Origin of the sequence: Pseudoalteromonas sp. NFXS39 (assembly GCF_040148775.1) — a bacterium.
Lineage (GTDB): Bacteria > Pseudomonadota > Gammaproteobacteria > Enterobacterales > Alteromonadaceae > Pseudoalteromonas > Pseudoalteromonas apostichopi.
In genome coordinates this window covers 82207-97275 of record NZ_JAGDEC010000004.1, presented here as the reverse complement: position 1 = coordinate 97275, position 15069 = coordinate 82207, and the positions used below count along the sequence as shown (strand labels likewise).

At 39.8% G+C, this 15069-nt stretch carries 15 protein-coding genes and 1 pseudogene; 11 read left to right on the top strand and 5 right to left on the bottom strand.

The genetic code is table 11. The features are described 5' to 3' along the window. The first annotated feature begins 95 nt into the window (after positions 1-95). Complete coding sequence (locus tag J3455_RS09055) at positions 96-1994, top strand: beta-ketoacyl synthase (RefSeq protein ID WP_167657860.1); 1899 nt, start codon at positions 96-98, stop codon at positions 1992-1994. A gap of 102 nt (positions 1995-2096) precedes the next feature. After that, complete coding sequence (locus J3455_RS09050) at positions 2097-3173, top strand: energy transducer TonB (RefSeq protein ID WP_349561569.1); 1077 nt, start codon at positions 2097-2099, stop codon at positions 3171-3173. A gap of 4 nt (positions 3174-3177) precedes the next feature. Here the strand turns inward: J3455_RS09050 and J3455_RS09045 are convergent, their stop codons facing one another. Next, on the bottom strand, positions 3178-3594 hold the full coding sequence (locus tag J3455_RS09045; protein ID WP_130051369.1) for an MgtC/SapB family protein: 417 nt from the start codon (positions 3592-3594) through the stop codon (positions 3178-3180). A gap of 224 nt (positions 3595-3818) precedes the next feature. On the opposite strand from J3455_RS09045, the gene J3455_RS09040 reads away from it, so the two are divergent. From J3455_RS09040 to J3455_RS09030, 3 genes are all read left to right on the top strand, one after another. Continuing rightward, positions 3819-5312, top strand: a complete 1494-nt coding sequence (locus J3455_RS09040) for a BCCT family transporter (RefSeq protein WP_239977421.1) — start codon at positions 3819-3821, stop codon at positions 5310-5312. 75 nt (positions 5313-5387) lie between these two features. Beyond that, the gene (locus J3455_RS09035; protein WP_130051371.1) at positions 5388-5732 is read left to right on the top strand and encodes a hypothetical protein; all 345 of its coding nucleotides are present in this window, start codon (positions 5388-5390) and stop codon (positions 5730-5732) included. Positions 5733-5784: 52 nt separating this feature from the next. Further along, the gene (locus tag J3455_RS09030; RefSeq protein ID WP_130051372.1) at positions 5785-6030 is read left to right on the top strand and encodes a hypothetical protein; all 246 of its coding nucleotides are present in this window, start codon (positions 5785-5787) and stop codon (positions 6028-6030) included. Between the two features lie 14 nt (positions 6031-6044). Here the strand turns inward: J3455_RS09030 and fghA are convergent, their stop codons facing one another. Together fghA and J3455_RS09020 are read right to left on the bottom strand one after the other, a co-directional pair. Then, positions 6045-6881 (bottom strand): S-formylglutathione hydrolase, encoded by an 837-nt coding sequence (fghA, locus tag J3455_RS09025; protein ID WP_294086935.1) that lies wholly within the window; start codon positions 6879-6881, stop codon positions 6045-6047. Between the two features lie 55 nt (positions 6882-6936). Continuing rightward, positions 6937-8058 (bottom strand): S-(hydroxymethyl)glutathione dehydrogenase/class III alcohol dehydrogenase, encoded by a 1122-nt coding sequence (locus J3455_RS09020; protein WP_130051374.1) that lies wholly within the window; start codon positions 8056-8058, stop codon positions 6937-6939. A gap of 110 nt (positions 8059-8168) precedes the next feature. Between J3455_RS09020 and J3455_RS09015 the strand changes: the two genes are divergently transcribed. The 6 genes and pseudogenes from J3455_RS09015 (at position 8169) to J3455_RS08990 (ending at position 13382) form a co-directional block, all read left to right on the top strand. Further along, the gene (locus tag J3455_RS09015) at positions 8169-9050 is read left to right on the top strand and encodes a LysR family transcriptional regulator (protein WP_130051375.1); all 882 of its coding nucleotides are present in this window, start codon (positions 8169-8171) and stop codon (positions 9048-9050) included. An 89-nt stretch (positions 9051-9139) separates the two neighbouring features. After that, positions 9140-10357: a lipoprotein-releasing ABC transporter permease subunit gene (locus J3455_RS09010; RefSeq protein ID WP_130051376.1), complete on the top strand. Its 1218-nt coding sequence runs from the start codon at positions 9140-9142 to the stop codon at positions 10355-10357. Further along, complete coding sequence (lolD, locus tag J3455_RS09005) at positions 10350-11048, top strand: lipoprotein-releasing ABC transporter ATP-binding protein LolD (protein WP_130051377.1); 699 nt, start codon at positions 10350-10352, stop codon at positions 11046-11048. Before J3455_RS09010 ends, lolD begins: the two co-directional genes overlap by 8 nt. Continuing rightward, positions 11038-12282 (top strand): lipoprotein-releasing ABC transporter permease subunit, encoded by a 1245-nt coding sequence (locus J3455_RS09000; RefSeq protein WP_130051378.1) that lies wholly within the window; start codon positions 11038-11040, stop codon positions 12280-12282. The genes lolD and J3455_RS09000 overlap by 11 nt, the downstream gene beginning before the upstream one ends. A gap of 27 nt (positions 12283-12309) precedes the next feature. After that, positions 12310-12798 (top strand): annotated as a pseudogene (locus J3455_RS19830) (DUF924 family protein). Between the two features lie 137 nt (positions 12799-12935). Then, entirely contained in the window at positions 12936-13382 is a 447-nt protein-coding gene (locus J3455_RS08990) for a DUF4826 family protein (RefSeq protein ID WP_349561566.1), read from the top strand. Between the two features lie 68 nt (positions 13383-13450). On the opposite strand, the gene J3455_RS08985 is transcribed toward J3455_RS08990, so the two are convergent. Then, positions 13451-13909, bottom strand: a complete 459-nt coding sequence (locus J3455_RS08985; RefSeq protein ID WP_130051380.1) for a GNAT family N-acetyltransferase — start codon at positions 13907-13909, stop codon at positions 13451-13453. A gap of 12 nt (positions 13910-13921) precedes the next feature. Further along, positions 13922-15067 (bottom strand): JmjC domain-containing protein, encoded by a 1146-nt coding sequence (locus J3455_RS08980; RefSeq protein WP_239977418.1) that lies wholly within the window; start codon positions 15065-15067, stop codon positions 13922-13924. Between the last annotated feature and the right edge of the window lie 2 nt (positions 15068-15069).

The window sequence follows — 15069 nt, the reverse complement described above, 5'->3', positions numbered from 1 at the left end:
TTATGCAGGTTATTTGGCTATTTAAGCACAAAGTGTATTAGTTAATCCATTTAAACTTGGTTTAATTCTCATAACACGTTTTCTCAAGGTTTTTTATGACAGCATTACCCGTTATTGTTGGTATGGGTGGTATTAATGCCGCTGGCCGCACTTCTTTTCATCAAGGTTATCGTCGTATCGTGTTAGACAGCTTGGACGCTAAAGCCCGTCAGGAGACATTTTTAGGCTTAGCGACTTTAATGAACTTAGTCACCCTTACTGAAGGTGTACTTAAAGATGCTCAAGGCAATACAGTTGCTGAAAAAGATATCGAAGCTAAGTTCGGTGAACAAATTTTAGCTGGCACACTTATTCGCAAAATTGAAAAAAATCACTTCGATGTTGATGCGACTCCGTGGCAGCAAAAAATGACGTTAACAGCGTCAGATGAACAACAAATAGTTTTTGAAACGCGTCGCCGTGATTTACCAACCCCTGTACCTAGTAGCTGGCACATTGAGGAGTTGAGCGATAAAAAAGTAAAAGTAACTATTAGTGCTGATCTTGCTATTAAACATGACAGTACCCGCGATAATCCAATTAAAGCGGCGGGTCAACTTCCGACAGGTTTCGAACCTTCAGCTATGTATAACAGCCGCTACCAGCCTAGAGGTCTGCAAGCAACTATCTTTGCTGCAACTGATGCAATTCGTTCGACTGGTCTGCCGTGGCAGCAGGTAATGAACAGTGTTGAGCCTGATCAAATTGGTACTTACTCAGCCTCTGTTGCTGGCCAAGTTGATGATGAAGGTTTTGGTGGTTTGATTCGTGCGCGTCAACAAGGTGATCGCGTTAGTACAAAACAGCTTGCACTTGGCTTAAACACCATGTCGACCGACTTTATCAATGCTTATGTAACAGGTAACGTGGGTACGACCTTTACCACATCAGGCGCGTGTGCCACGTTTTTATATAACCTACGTGCTGCTGTAAACGATATTCAAGCAGGTCGCACGCGAGTAGCGATTGTGGCATCAGTAGAGTGTGCTATTACGCCAGAAATTGTTGAAGGCTTTGGTAATATGAGCGCACTTGCAAATGAAGAGGGCCTAAAGCGCCTTGATAATTCAGAAGTCGTTGATCATCGCCGTACAAGCCGTCCATTTGGTGAAAACTGTGGCTTTACAATTGGTGAAGGTGCACAGGTTGCTATCTTAATGGATGATGCATTGGCATTAGAGTTAGGTGCTGATGTGTTAGGTAGCGTTGCGGATGTGTTCGTAAATGCTGATGGAATTAAAAAATCAATCACAGCACCGGGCCCTGGTAACTATATTACAATGGCAAAATCTGTTGCACTAGCTAGTGGTATTGTTGGTCAAGAAGCGGTACAAAAACGTAGCTTTATATTGGCTCACGGCTCAAGCACGCCTCAAAACCGCGTAACAGAATCATTAATTTACCATAAGGTAGCACAGACATTTGCTATTGATAATTGGAAGATTGCAGCTCCTAAAGCGTATGTTGGGCATACTATTGCTCCAGCCAGTGGTGATCAATTAGCCATGGCATTAGGCGTGTTTAGTCATAACATTATGCCAGGGATTACTACAATCGATAAAGTGGCTGATGACGTTTATAGCGAGCATTTAGATATTCGCACAGAACATTATCAATGTGATGCAATGGACATTGCATTTATAAATTCAAAAGGGTTTGGTGGTAACAACGCAACGGCGACTGTTTTATCTCCAGCAATTACATTGCAAATGCTAGCAAAGCGTCATGGTGATGTGGTTATGGCGGAATATCAGGATCGTCATACTCAAGTAGCTCAAGCTCAAGCTGATTACCAACAACAGGCTGATTTAGGTCATTATGAGCTTATTTATCGCTTTGGTGACGGCTTAATTGATGAAAATGACATCAAAATTTGCCAAGACTCAATGACAATCCCAGGTTTTGATAAAAAGGTTTTATTATCAAAATCAAACCCTTATTCGGACATGTTTTAAGATCAAGACTTGTTTAAGCACATTCTTGACAGCAAGGCGCTTTTAAAGCGCCTTTTTTAGTGCTATAAATGTTCCTATCAAAGGGAATTGGAGCAATTACTCATGATTAAATTTACTAAACTCGCTGTACTTTGTTCACTTATCGCATTACCAACACAGGCTTTAGCAAGAGACGTCAATGATTTAGGTGTTGATGTTCAAGCAGCAACTTCCGCCTATATCGTAAAAAATACAAATCCGCGTTATCCAGGTAGTTATAATGGCTCTCGTTTAGAGGGCTGGGCTTTAATGTCTTATGTAGTGGACAAACAAGGTAAAGCTAAAGATATCGAAGTGATTATGGCATCTGATACTCGTGGTAGTGAAGAAAACGCAGAGAAATATTTAACGAACTTAGAATTTGCACCCGCGACTAAAAAAGGTGAAACAGTTGAAGGTGGTTATCTGTTTTCTTTTGAAGTAGGTAAGTATTTTAATGGCTACTCAAATGATAAGGCTAGCCGTGGTTTTATCAATGAGTACGATGAAATCAATAAAATGCTGCAAGCAAAGGAATTTAAAAAAGTTGAGCAAGCACTAGCCAAGCTATATAAAGATCACACTAAAAACACCTCTGAACAGGCGTTATTTGCATGGCTAAAAAGCCAATTTTTTTACCATCAACAACAATGGTTTGGCTTTGATGAGCAGCTGTCTATTGCCTATTTACTACGAAATAAGTTGCCAACAGATATACAGTATTTAGTCGCTAAAAGCGCTTTACAATGGTACAGCTTCAAGGGTGACTTCAATCTTGCTTACAACGCCATTGATGCGCTAGATAATATTGAAGGAAAAGAGTTTTCAGAAGAAAACAAACTTGCCACAATTAAGCAAATTGATGACTTATTAGCTCGTACTCCGCAGATCAATTCACAAATTAATGTCTCAAAGGATAAGCTTTCATATTTGTCGTTATCTCGTGGTTCTATCAAGATAGAGGGCGCACGTGATGTATCTAAATTACAGATCCGTTGTGCTGATCAAGTAATAGACCTTGAAGCAAATGATTCAGTGAGTTATGTGCTTGATGAACAAAGCCGACGCTGCGGTTTATTAGTTAAATCTACAAATTCTGCTGAGATTAAAGTAAAACAAACTGGTTATGCTATTGTTAATTCAAAATATGACGCCAGTTAATTGTTTACTTTAAACGCTTTACATATCTTAGCGTTACGAAGTTAATTAATGCCATTAGAAAGGCGATTTCGTAACGACTAAATGCCACAGCAATGCCAATAAGTCCCATGTTCCAAATACTGGCTGCTGTGGCTGTTCCATAAGTAGAGTTTTTGTTCTTCAAAATGGCGCCACCGCCAATAAAACCAATACCCGTGATAATCCCTTCGAGTACTTTTGACTCAGCCTCTGAGCTAGTTAAAACAGACATTCCAACTAATGCATAGCCACAAGATGCAACAGCAACTAATGGAAAAGTACGAAGACCTGCGCCATTACTCGTTTTTTCTCGATCAAATGCCATGGGTAGGGCAAGTAAGTAGGCAATCCCCAGGTGCATTAGGTTATCGAGGATCTCATGCCAATCAAGATTAAAGTCCATAATCAATTCCTTTTTGTTAATAGCCGAGTGTTGCAATTTCAATACCCGATCAGCAAATTAATTAAAATGAGGAAACTAGGGACATGTAGCCGGGTTTTTAAAAGTAGAGCTTGATATAATTTGCGATTTTTACGCACTACTGTGTCATTTTTTCAGTCTTTTGGCTGTTTGAAATTTCAGCATACAGACAGTATGCTAAACACGCTAAATAAATAGGCTTCAGTTTGAAACATACAACCTCATCTCTTGAAAAAACTGCTCTCGCATTGTGTATGTTAGGTGCGCTCATTGCTGTAATTTTGCCTAGTTTTATCACTGAACAAGTACAGCCTTTTGTACAAACGGTTTTAGATTGGATTGGGAGTAGTTTTTTCTTAATGGTGAATTTTTTATTGTTCGCCATCATAATTTTAGCTATTAGTCCATTAGGCAGCCGTAAAGTAGGTGGGCAAGATGCTGTTGTTGAGTATTCTAACTTTGGCTGGTTTGCTATGTTATTTGCTGCGGGAATGGGCTCTGGCCTAGTTTTTTGGGGAGTTGCGGAGCCTGCTTTACATTCGCTTGACCCGCCCCTTAAACAAAGCTTATATCCAGATAGATTAGCCAGTAGCTTGGCGCTAACATTAGTTAATTGGGGGGCTCATGCTTGGGCACTTTATGCGGTATTTGCTTTAGTGCTTGGTGGGTTAACTCAATATAGTGGTAAGTCTGGTGATATTTGTTCGCCTGTTCTTACTGCAGTAGGTAACAGGTTTGATAAATCAACAAAATTTACAGTCTCTTTTATTGTAAAATTAATTGCTGTTCTCGCGATATTTTTTGGTGTAGTTGGCACTATAGCAAATTCAACTCTGTTGATAAGTAAAGGGGTTGAGATAGAGTTGGGAGTTACTTCTACTTTATTAGTTGGCTCATTAATCGTTTGTTTATTAACAGTTATATATTCGCTATCAGTAAAGTTTGGTTTACGTCGCGGCGTACAATCACTAAGCATTTTCAATGTGATTTTGGCATTCAGTTTGTTGGTCTGGTTATTAACAGTGGTGCCGATTGAGCCAATTATAAAAATTGCTCTAGATGGAACTGGCTATTATTTACAGCTACTAGTAACTGGAACTTGGCAATTTGATAGCCAATTAAAAGCGCCGGATTGGGCCACTCATTGGACATATAACTATTACTTTTGGTGGTTAGCCTGGGGTCCATTTGTTGGTGTTTTTTTAGCCAAAATAAGTCAGGGGCGTAAGGTTTGGCAATTTATTTTTGCGGTTGTGTGTATTCCTACTTTAGTGACTATTATTTGGTTTGCGACCTTTTCTGGGGCAGCAATTGAATGGGATAGACTCAATCAAGCGGGTATTTTAGTAGCGATAAAACAAGATTACAGCCAAGGATTATTTGTCTTTTTTAATCAATTAGGTTGGCAAGGAACCGTGTTTATTTGGGCTAGTTTGTTATTACTATTGATATTTGTTGCAACATCAGCTGACTCTGCAATTTTAGTCATAAGGGAACTTGTAGGAGCTGATCCTAGCAATCGAGTGACCCTTTACACTTGGTGTTTGGCATTATTCTTATGCAGCTTGGCTCTTTTACTTTTACAAGATGAGCCATTAAATCGAAGCGTTGCAATTTTAGGCGCTTTACCTTTCTTATTAATATTCCTATTGCAGTTAGTTGGGTTTCTAAAAGAGTTTATTCGCGATATTTGTGATTAATTTACAGTTTTTTACAGTTAAATTATGCATTTGTCATTATGCTTATAAAATAAGCTTAAGTGTATTGGAGGACCGATGCTTAAATTTTTGTATGTGATGCTACCTTTTAGTTTACTTAGCGGCTGTACAGCAGTTGGCCTAGTGGCAGATGGTATTGGCGGGGCCTCTAGCCAAGCACAGCCTGCAAGCGCCTATGCAGATAAAAAAGATAATGACCGAGTTAACTATGGCATGACCATGACAATGCTAGGTTACGAAATCGACAAGGCGATTATTGAAGGTCTAGAGAATGGTAGCAAAGGTAAAGATGTTGAGCTTAAATGTCGTCAAATAAGTCGCGCAGTAAATGAATGTGTTGAGGTTCAAGCTGAGCCGAAAAAAAGACCTACATTAATGGATAGTTTTAATAATGAAGATTAACTTCTCAAAACTTGTTATTTGCTTTGTTAGCTACCAATTAGTGGGGTGTACAGTGGCGGGGTCAATAGTAGATGGCTATGCAAAAAACTCACAACCAACAAACCTTGCAACCACAAATGCAAATCAAACTAACAGCACAGTAACGGACTCTGAGGGCTTTTCATTTGCAAAGTTAGGCTTTGAAATTGATAGCGCTGTAATAGGTTTACTCGAACCAAAAGAGGAACAACCAAAGTTAGTTTGCAGGCAAATCACACGAAGTATTAAAGAGTGTGAGGAAGCTAAGCCCTCACACTAAAAATTAGATATTAATCACAGATACTTTTGATGAAACATTAGGTGTTCGTCAATAAAGCTACTGATAAAGAAGTAACTATGATCATAACCTGCGTGCATGTTAATTTCGGCTGGATAATCTTTCTTATTCACGACAGCAAATATGTTCTCCGTTTTGAGTTGCTCAGTTAAGAAGTTATCGGCCTCACCTTGATCAATGCGAATCGGTAAATAATCATCAGCGACGGCTTTTTTCATTAACTCACAACTGTCGTATTCAAGCCAACTTGCTTTATCATTACCTAGGTAATTGCTAAACGCTTTTTCACCCCAAGGGCAATTAATCGGGTTAACAATCGGGCTAAAAGCACTGGCGCTGACGTATTGTTTCGGGTTTTTGAGTGCAATCATCAATGCGCCGTGACCACCCATAGAATGACCAGCAATGGCTTTTTTAGTCGTCACAGGGAAGTGTGCTTCGATAAGTGCAGGTAATTCAGACACAACATAGTCGTACATGTTGTAATGGACATTGTAAGGTGCTTGAGTAGCATTTACATAAAAGCCTGCACCTTGACCAAAATCGTAGTTTTCATCGTCAGGAACATTATCACCACGCGGGCTAGTATCTGGAGCGACAATCGCAATACCCAGTTCAGCCGCTTTTTTAAATGCCCCGGCTTTTTGCATAAAGTTTTCATCGGTACAGGTTAAACCTGACAACCAGTACATCACTGGCACTTTATTCGTTTCGCTGGCACCGGGTGGTAAAAATATCGCAAAGCGCATAGCACAATGTGTACTGGTAGCTTGGTGGGTATATTGTTTATGCCAGCCACCGCTGACTTTTGTTGAGCTTATGTTTTCTAGCATAACCAAATCCTTGAAACAAAGGCGCTAGGCATTATCCTAACGCCAAATTAAAAGATTAATAATGAATAACTGAGCGGATGCTCTTACCTTCGTGCATTAAGTCGAAAGCTTCATTGATATCTTCAAGTTTCATGGTGTGTGTGATGAAATCATTTAACGCAAACTCACCATTCATATAGCGCTCAACAATCTCTGGTAGTTCAGAGCGACCTTTAACACCACCAAACGCACTACCGCGCCATACTCGACCTGTTACCAGTTGGAATGGGCGTGTCGAGATCTCTTGGCCTGCACCTGCAACACCAATAATCACTGATTCACCCCAACCTTTGTGGCAACACTCAAGGGCAGAGCGCATTACATTAACGTTACCGATACATTCAAATGAGAAATCAACACCACCGTCAGTCATTTCAACGATGACTTCTTGAATTGGTTTGTCGTAGTCATTTGGATTGATTAAATCAGTTGCGCCTAATTTAGTAGCAAGATCAAACTTACTTGTGTTGATATCAACACCAATAATACGGCCTGCGCCAGCCATTTTCGCACCGATAATCGCCGATAAACCAATGCCGCCTAGACCAAAAATAGCAACAGTATCGCCTTTTTGAACTTTTGCAGTTTTAGTTACAGCGCCCATACCAGTTGTTACACCACAACCAAGTAAACAAATTTCTTCAAGCGGGGCTTCTTTGCTTACTTTAGCTAGTGAAATCTCAGGTAATACAGTGTACTCAGAGAAAGTAGAGCAACCCATGTAGTGATAAATTGGTTGACCATCTTTATAGAAACGCGTCGTGCCATCTGGCATTAAACCTTTGCCTTGCGTTTCACGTACCGCAGAGCATAAATTTGTTTTACCAGATTTACACATCTTACACTCGCCACATTCAGCAGTATAAAGAGGAATAACATGATCGCCTACTTCAACATGTGTGACGCCTTCGCCTACAGCTTCAACAATACCGCCGCCTTCATGGCCAAGGATTGCTGGGAAAATACCTTCAGGATCTTCACCAGATAAAGTAAATGCATCTGTGTGACAAACACCTGTAGCAACAATCTTTACAAGCACTTCGCCTTTTTTAGGCATCATTACATCCACTTCTTCAATTGATAGTGGTTGATTTGGACCCCAAGCGATAGCCGCTTTTGATTTAATAAAATCAGTCATAACGTTCCCTTATAGTTGTTGGAAGTAAGTATTAAACCTAGTCTATTTTATTTATTTCTCAATGAATGATAATCTTCGTTTTATTAAAACACTTTTACAGTATGGTAATAATGAATCGTTGGCACGGAATTGATGAATTTTTAGCGGTAGCAGAAACGGGCAGTTTTACCAAAGCAAGTAAACTTCTGGGTATGTCGGTGGCCCATGTAAGCCGATATGTGAGTCAATTAGAAGAGCGATTAAACACACAATTGCTAACCCGTACGACCCGTAAAGTGGTGCTAACGCAAGAGGGGCAGGTGTTTGCGCATCAAACAAAGCAATTACAGCATGCCATGGATGATGCCACGGCACTGCTTGCTGAGCAGCAACTGACACCAAAAGGCAGTATAAAGCTAACAGCCCCAGTGATGTACGGTGAAAGTTTTATCATGCCTGCAGTACATTCGTTTATGCAAAAACACCCAGATATTGAAGTGATCAGCCATTTAAGTAATGAACAAGTCAATCTATTAGAAGATGGGTATGACCTAGCAATTCGGCTCGGTCATTTAAAGGATTCATCCTTGAAAGCACGGCGTATTAGTCAGCGCAGGCTTGTTATTTGCTGTAGCCCTGAATATATAAATAAATTTGGCCAACCACATAGTGTTAGTGAATTACATCAGCATAATTGCCTGATTGGAAATAACAGTTACTGGCGGGTAAAAGAGCAAGGCCAAGATAAGCATATAAAAGTGGCTGGGCGGTTAGCATGTAACAGCGGTTGGGCATTGGTTGACGCTGCTATGAAAGGGTTGGGTATCGTGCAACTACCGGATTACTATGTTAATGAACACCTAGCCAGTGGCAAGTTGACCGCTGTACTTTCAAATGTTGCACCCGCACCTGAAGGTGTATGGGGTGTTTATCCACCTAGGCAGTTTATAGCAACCAATGTAAAAGCATTACTAGACCATTTGGTTGCTACTGTTCAAGTATCAGATTTATAATTATTTTTTACAATTTCGCGCATCCCATGCTAGCTAAATCTGTGCTAACATGAGCGCATATTTAGCCCTTGGAATATCCATAACTTATTATGTTTCAACCTGTTAGCCTTTTTATAGGGCTGAGATATAGTCGCTCCTCAAAGGGTAATGCCTTTATCTCATTTATTTCATTTTTCTCTATTGCGGGCATTGCTATTGGCTTAATGGCCTTGTTTACAGTCAGTTCAGTAATGAATGGCTTTGAAAATAACCTGAAAACCAACATGCTTGGATTAATTCCCCATATCGAAGTATCTGCTGATGATAACTCGAAAGAAACCATGCTGCAGTTAAAGCAGCAACTAGAAAACTCTCAAGATATTAAACAAGTTAACCTTTATCGTCATGGTGAAGCTATTTTACAAACTAACCAAGATTTGCACGGCGTATTGTTACAAGGGCTCTATGATGAAGGAAGCTCCCTCTATAACGTAAAGGATAAAATTGTTGCCGGTAATTGGTCACAAGTAATGGATAGCAACTACCATATTGCTATTAGCCGCTATTTGAGCCGAAAATTAGGCATTTCGCTCGGGGATAAAGTACGGGTGATTATGCCTAATGCGAGTTCATATACCCCCCTAGGTCGAGTACCTAGCCAGCGCTTGTTTACCGTTGGCGCTCTTTATGAAACGCAATCAGAAATCGATATGTCATTGGCATTTACTAGTGGTTATTCGTTAGGCCGGGTTTTAAAGCTGGCAAAATCAGCGGCACCAAACTTAAGTGTTTCGCTTTATGAACCATTTGCTGTTGAGCAAGTTTTGCAATCTCAGTCAGCTATTTTAAATGATTACACAGTGGCTGATTGGCGAGCTAGCCAAGGGACACTATTTGCTGCTGTGGCGATGGAAAAGCGTATTATGTCGATGTTACTTGGCTTAATCGTGCTCGTTGCGGTGTTTAATATAGTTTCAGCATTAACCATGATGGTCAGTGAGAAGCAAAGTGAAGTAGCTATTTTACAAACACTGGGTTTAACCCCGTTACAAGTGCAGCATGTTTTTATGATCCAAGGCTTATATAACGGTCTGATCGGTACCAGCATTGGTGCGTTACTTGGTGTGCTATTAAGTAGCAACATTAATGAATTATTAAATATGTTAGGCATCAATTTATTAGCGGGTGTGAGTTTACCAGTTAAATTTGATGTTATGAGTTTGAGTCTAATTGCTGCAGGGAGTATTGCGATGAGCTTTTTAGCTACTTTGTATCCTGCCAGAAAAGCTGCAAAAGTGAATCCAGCAGAGGTATTACGTTATGAGTGATTTAGTTATCAATTGTCAGCAGCTGAACAAAGTTTATCAAGATGGCGATAACGAGGTTGCGGTATTAAAAGGGGTTGATTTAACACTTAAACAAGGCGAAATGTTAGCTGTTGTAGGTAGCTCTGGCTCAGGCAAAAGTACTTTATTGCATATATTAGGCACCTTGGATAACGAAAGTTCAGGCAAGGTTGAAATTAAAGGTCAGCAGGTTTCTAAATTAAATCGAAAACAACAAGCCAGTTTCCGGAATGAAAATTTAGGCTTTATTTATCAATTCCATCATCTATTAATGGAATTTACTGCGATTGAAAATGTTGCTATGCCACTCTTAATTAAAGGTTTAAGTGCAGTCGATGCAACGGAAAAAGCGCATAACATGCTAGATAAAGTAGGCTTGTCTCATCGCAGCGAACATAAACCATCGGCTTTATCAGGTGGTGAGAGGCAGCGGGTTGCAATCGCACGTGCATTAGTAACAGAGCCTGCTTTGGTGCTTGCCGATGAACCAACGGGTAACCTAGATAAACAAAACGCTATTAAGATTTACGACTTAATTAAAGAGTTAAATACCAGCTTAAAAACCAGTTTTGTAGTGGTAACTCATGATTTAGAGCTTGCAGATAAACTCGGCAAAATTGCTTATTTAGATGATGGTAAGCTTGCAATTAAAGAGTCTCAGCATGTTGCTTAGTGCCTTTATTTCAAAACGATTCCGCGCTCATAGCGGACAAAAAGACGGACAAAATGGCTTTGTTAGCTTTATAGCTAAAGCTTCGACGATTGGCATACTTTTAGGAGTAGCCGTCTTAATTGTTGCTCTTTCAGTTATTAATGGCTTTGAGCAGCAATTAGTGCATCGGCTTTTATCGGTTGTACCACAGGTTGAATATGTCGCGCCAAATAAACCAATCAATAACTGGCAATCAAAAATTGCGCTACTTCGCTCTCAAACCGGTGTAACAGGTGCTGCACCCTTTATTAGTGTTAATGGTATGGCGCAATATAAAAGTGAGTTAAAAGCGGTTGAAGTGCGCGGTGTAAGCCCTGAATTTGAAAATCAGGTGTCGGCATTAAACCAATTTACAGAAGGGCGCTTAGTTAGCCAGTTACAACAAGAAGATGTGCTTTTAGGACAACAAATAGTAAACCGATTAGGTCTTAAAATTGGCGATCCAGTTACCTTATTAATCCCACAGATAAACCAGCAAAGTAACACTTTACTGGCTCCAAAACGCGTGAGCTTGAATCTGGCTGGTATTATTAAAATGGGCGGTCCAATAGATGAAACCGCGGCTTTTATTCGTCTAGACAAAGCGCAAAATGTGCTGAGCTTTAATGAAAACCAAGTAACCGGCTTACGATTACAAGTGGCCGATGTGTTCGCCGCCCATCAAACAGCGATGCGTGTTGGGCAAGTTATTCCAGATTATGTTTATGTCTCTAGTTGGTTTCGAACGCAGGGAAGCTTATATCAAGATATTCAAATGGTTCGTACCATTGTGTATATCGTGGTGTTTTTAATAATTGCGGTAGCGAGTTTCAATATTGTTTCGTCTCTAGTGATGGAAGTACGTGAGAAACAGGCAAATATTGCGATTTTAAAAACCATGGGCGCACAAGATAGTACCATTTTAGCGACCTTTGTTATGCAAGGTTTTACACAAGCCTTAATAGGTGTGATTTTGGGCACGATTATCGGTGTGATGCTAGCATTAAATATTAGTGAACTGTTCACTTGGGTAAGTAACTTATTTGGTGATAACCCGTTACAAGGTGTGTATTTTATCGAGTTTTTACCAAGCAAATTAGTATGGCAAGATATCGTTATCACCGTGATTGTCACCTTTGTCCTCGCAATTTTGGCAACACTTTACCCGGCGTGGCAAGCAACCCGGGTAGACCCTGCAAAAGTACTTGGTAACTAAAGAAATTCAAGCTTGGACAAGCATTAGATTATTGATTTTTGGTTTCATGAATTTGGCCCTAAAGGTTGGTATTAACAATCTGATGAAGTTGATGCATTAATTAAGCGTTAGTTTTCATAATGTCTTTTGCAGGTTAGCTGGCGAGCATGCTGATTAGTGAATATATGCGCTAGGCTATTAGCTGAAATCATCGTGTTAGCTCAGTTTTCACGCGGTATTGACCGTGAAACAGCGAAAGCGTTTAGCCAAGATCCGTAAGCGCTAAGCTTAGCGCAAAGAGCTATCGAACTAGGTTTTGATATATAATTTGATAGCTCACAAGTAGCGTTTATTTATATGCTTTTTATGCACAGTGAATCGAAAGTCATTCATCAGCAGGCTGAGCAATTGTTTAAAGGCATGAGTAATTATGAGTTTGAACTAAAGCACAAAGTTATTATTGATAGGTTTGGTCGTTACCCACACCGCAACACAATTTTAGGTCGAGAATCAACAATTGAAGAGCTGCAATTTTAAACTGTGCCTAACTCTTCATTCTGAGTTGGCTGAATAATACTCAAGTAAATTAAAATGCCTTTTGATTGCCCGTAAACACTTGCACAGCGCCATTTTAAACCTTAAAGTGTCAGAAATGTTGTAAAAGAGTAACCACCATGGAACAAAAACAAGCAAGACCATTAACACCAGAAGAACAAGCCGAAGCGCAAAAACAAAGTGTTATTTGGCAAAGAGAATGTTTCCAAAATGCACAAAAGCATTTAGCAGATAAAGGGGTTATCCCGCAAACTGTTGTTGAGAAAGAAAGTCGTTTCATTGCGCCTTTAGTGGCAATTTGGAAATTTAAAGCACAAAACGGTAAAAGCTATTGGGTGATCACGGGTCGCTTACCGACTGATCACGCTGAAGCAAGCGCAGCAACTAATGCACGTGAAGTATTACGTTATTTTTCAATGCAGTGGCAATTGAAGGCTGATCAGCTAATGCAATCAGGGGCCGTAGACAAAACCAAAGTTGATTTTGCGAATTTGCTAATCAATCGTGCTCATGGCTTATATGAGTTGTTTGAAAAAGAAGAAATGTGGCAAAACGAGCCAGCATAACTGACTTTACAAACTTACTAATAAAAAAGCTGAATAATTTTATTCAGCTTTTTTATTTTACCTAAACCTTAATGTACTAAAGTGAATGGCCGCGTATCAAACTGCTTAATAGGGCAGAGCATTCGCTGCCTTGGAATACCAGCTTCCATAAACACTAAACCATCTGCTGAAAAGCCATTTTGTTTAAACCTGTCTACCTCATTCAAAATACAATTAATACTGACACAGTCACAGCCTTGCTTTTCAGCCATACTTACTAAGTAATTCAATAATGATTTGTAAACCGAACGGTTACGGTGTTCAGGCAAAACAGCAATACGACCAATTAGGCCATCATTGCATAAACGCCCAGTAGCAACTGGGCATTTACATTCGTCTGTTACAAGGACGTGATGTGCTGTTTTATCTAAATGGTCAAACTCAATGTGTTTTGGAATATGCAATTCGCAAACAAATACCCGCTCTCGGATCTGTTGTAAAAGTTCCTTGTCGATATTCCATTCAACTTCATCTATTTGATAGCCCATAAACACACGCTCCTAACAAAACCAAATACCCTCATTTAAAAGTGTAGTAAAAGTTTTCAAGAAAATGTGATTATTTTTTGAACTATTTATATCAGAAGCTGTCAGCCAGGTTTGATCTGTGAGCTTTTTAATTAATTCAAGCTCATGTAAATCATGCATGTAATTAATGCCATTAACACTTAAAAGTATTTTATCTCCAATCACTTGATAGATTGCTCGGGTGCCACCTAAGCGCTCAAAAACAACCTCGTCATCACGTAGTAACTCAAGTAAATTATCTAATGTATAAGGTTCTTCTAAAGGTGCTAAATCCATTTCATGTTTTGGCTGACTCATATTGTTACCAAGCCAAGTCTTAAATATTGCATCATCATTTATTGCAGCAATCATCAGCTGTTTAACATTTTCAGCTTCAAATTCCTTAAGTTCGCCTTTTGAGTCACGTAATTTAAGCTCAGCATCACTGTATCGTTGATTGCCAAGTTCAGTATCTATCAAATGGTCTGCAAACTGTGATAATAAATCGCGCTGGTTTGGTGCTCGAAAGCCAACAGAGTAATTTAATGCGTTTTCAACTGCGTAACCCTCATGTGGACAACCCGGTGGAATATAAAGAATATCACCAGGCTCTAGAACACAGTCGATAACAGCAGGAAACTGCTCGACTTGTAGCAGGCTTTTATTTTGCGCAAACTGTCTTAGGTTAGCATCAGGCATACCAACCCGCCAATGGCGTTTGCCTTGGCCTTGAATAATAAACACATCGTATTGGTCTAAATGCGGGCCAACACCACCACCTGGTGTTGAGTAGCTAATCATTAAATCATCGATGCGCCAGTTAGGAATAAAGCGAAATGGCTCTAGTAATTGAGCAGCTTCGTTATGCCAATGGTCAACCGCTTGTACTAGTAATGTAGCGTGCTTTTCAGTCAATAAGCTAAAGTCTTCAAACGGACCATGGTGTGCTTGCCAGTCATTTGAGTGATTGGTCACTATTCGTGATTCAATACTTTCTTCCATTGCAAGACCCGCAAGCTCTTCTGGCTCAATGGGGTCAGTAAAGTCTTTAAAACCTTGTTTGATAAGCAATGGTTTTTTTTGCCAATACTGAGCTAAAAATTGCTCTTGGGTAAGTGAATTGATGGATAATTGATACATAA

Excerpts from the sequence above, each read along its gene's own strand:
- J3455_RS09055 (WP_167657860.1), top strand. The coding sequence starts at position 96 with ATGACAGCATTACCCGTTATTGTTGGTATGGGTGGTATTAATGCCGCT.
- J3455_RS09050 (WP_349561569.1), top strand. The coding sequence starts at position 2,097 with ATGATTAAATTTACTAAACTCGCTGTACTTTGTTCACTTATCGCATTA.
- J3455_RS09045 (WP_130051369.1), bottom strand. The coding sequence starts at position 3,594 with ATGGACTTTAATCTTGATTGGCATGAGATCCTCGATAACCTAATGCAC.
- J3455_RS09035 (WP_130051371.1), top strand. The coding sequence starts at position 5,388 with ATGCTTAAATTTTTGTATGTGATGCTACCTTTTAGTTTACTTAGCGGC.
- fghA (WP_294086935.1), bottom strand. The coding sequence starts at position 6,881 with ATGCTAGAAAACATAAGCTCAACAAAAGTCAGCGGTGGCTGGCATAAA.
- J3455_RS09020 (WP_130051374.1), bottom strand. The coding sequence starts at position 8,058 with ATGACTGATTTTATTAAATCAAAAGCGGCTATCGCTTGGGGTCCAAAT.
- J3455_RS09015 (WP_130051375.1), top strand. The coding sequence starts at position 8,169 with ATGAATCGTTGGCACGGAATTGATGAATTTTTAGCGGTAGCAGAAACG.
- J3455_RS09010 (WP_130051376.1), top strand. The coding sequence starts at position 9,140 with ATGTTTCAACCTGTTAGCCTTTTTATAGGGCTGAGATATAGTCGCTCC.
- lolD (WP_130051377.1), top strand. The coding sequence starts at position 10,350 with ATGAGTGATTTAGTTATCAATTGTCAGCAGCTGAACAAAGTTTATCAA.
- J3455_RS09000 (WP_130051378.1), top strand. The coding sequence starts at position 11,038 with ATGTTGCTTAGTGCCTTTATTTCAAAACGATTCCGCGCTCATAGCGGA.
- J3455_RS08990 (WP_349561566.1), top strand. The coding sequence starts at position 12,936 with ATGGAACAAAAACAAGCAAGACCATTAACACCAGAAGAACAAGCCGAA.
- J3455_RS08985 (WP_130051380.1), bottom strand. The coding sequence starts at position 13,909 with ATGGGCTATCAAATAGATGAAGTTGAATGGAATATCGACAAGGAACTT.
- J3455_RS08980 (WP_239977418.1), bottom strand. The coding sequence starts at position 15,067 with ATGTATCAATTATCCATCAATTCACTTACCCAAGAGCAATTTTTAGCT.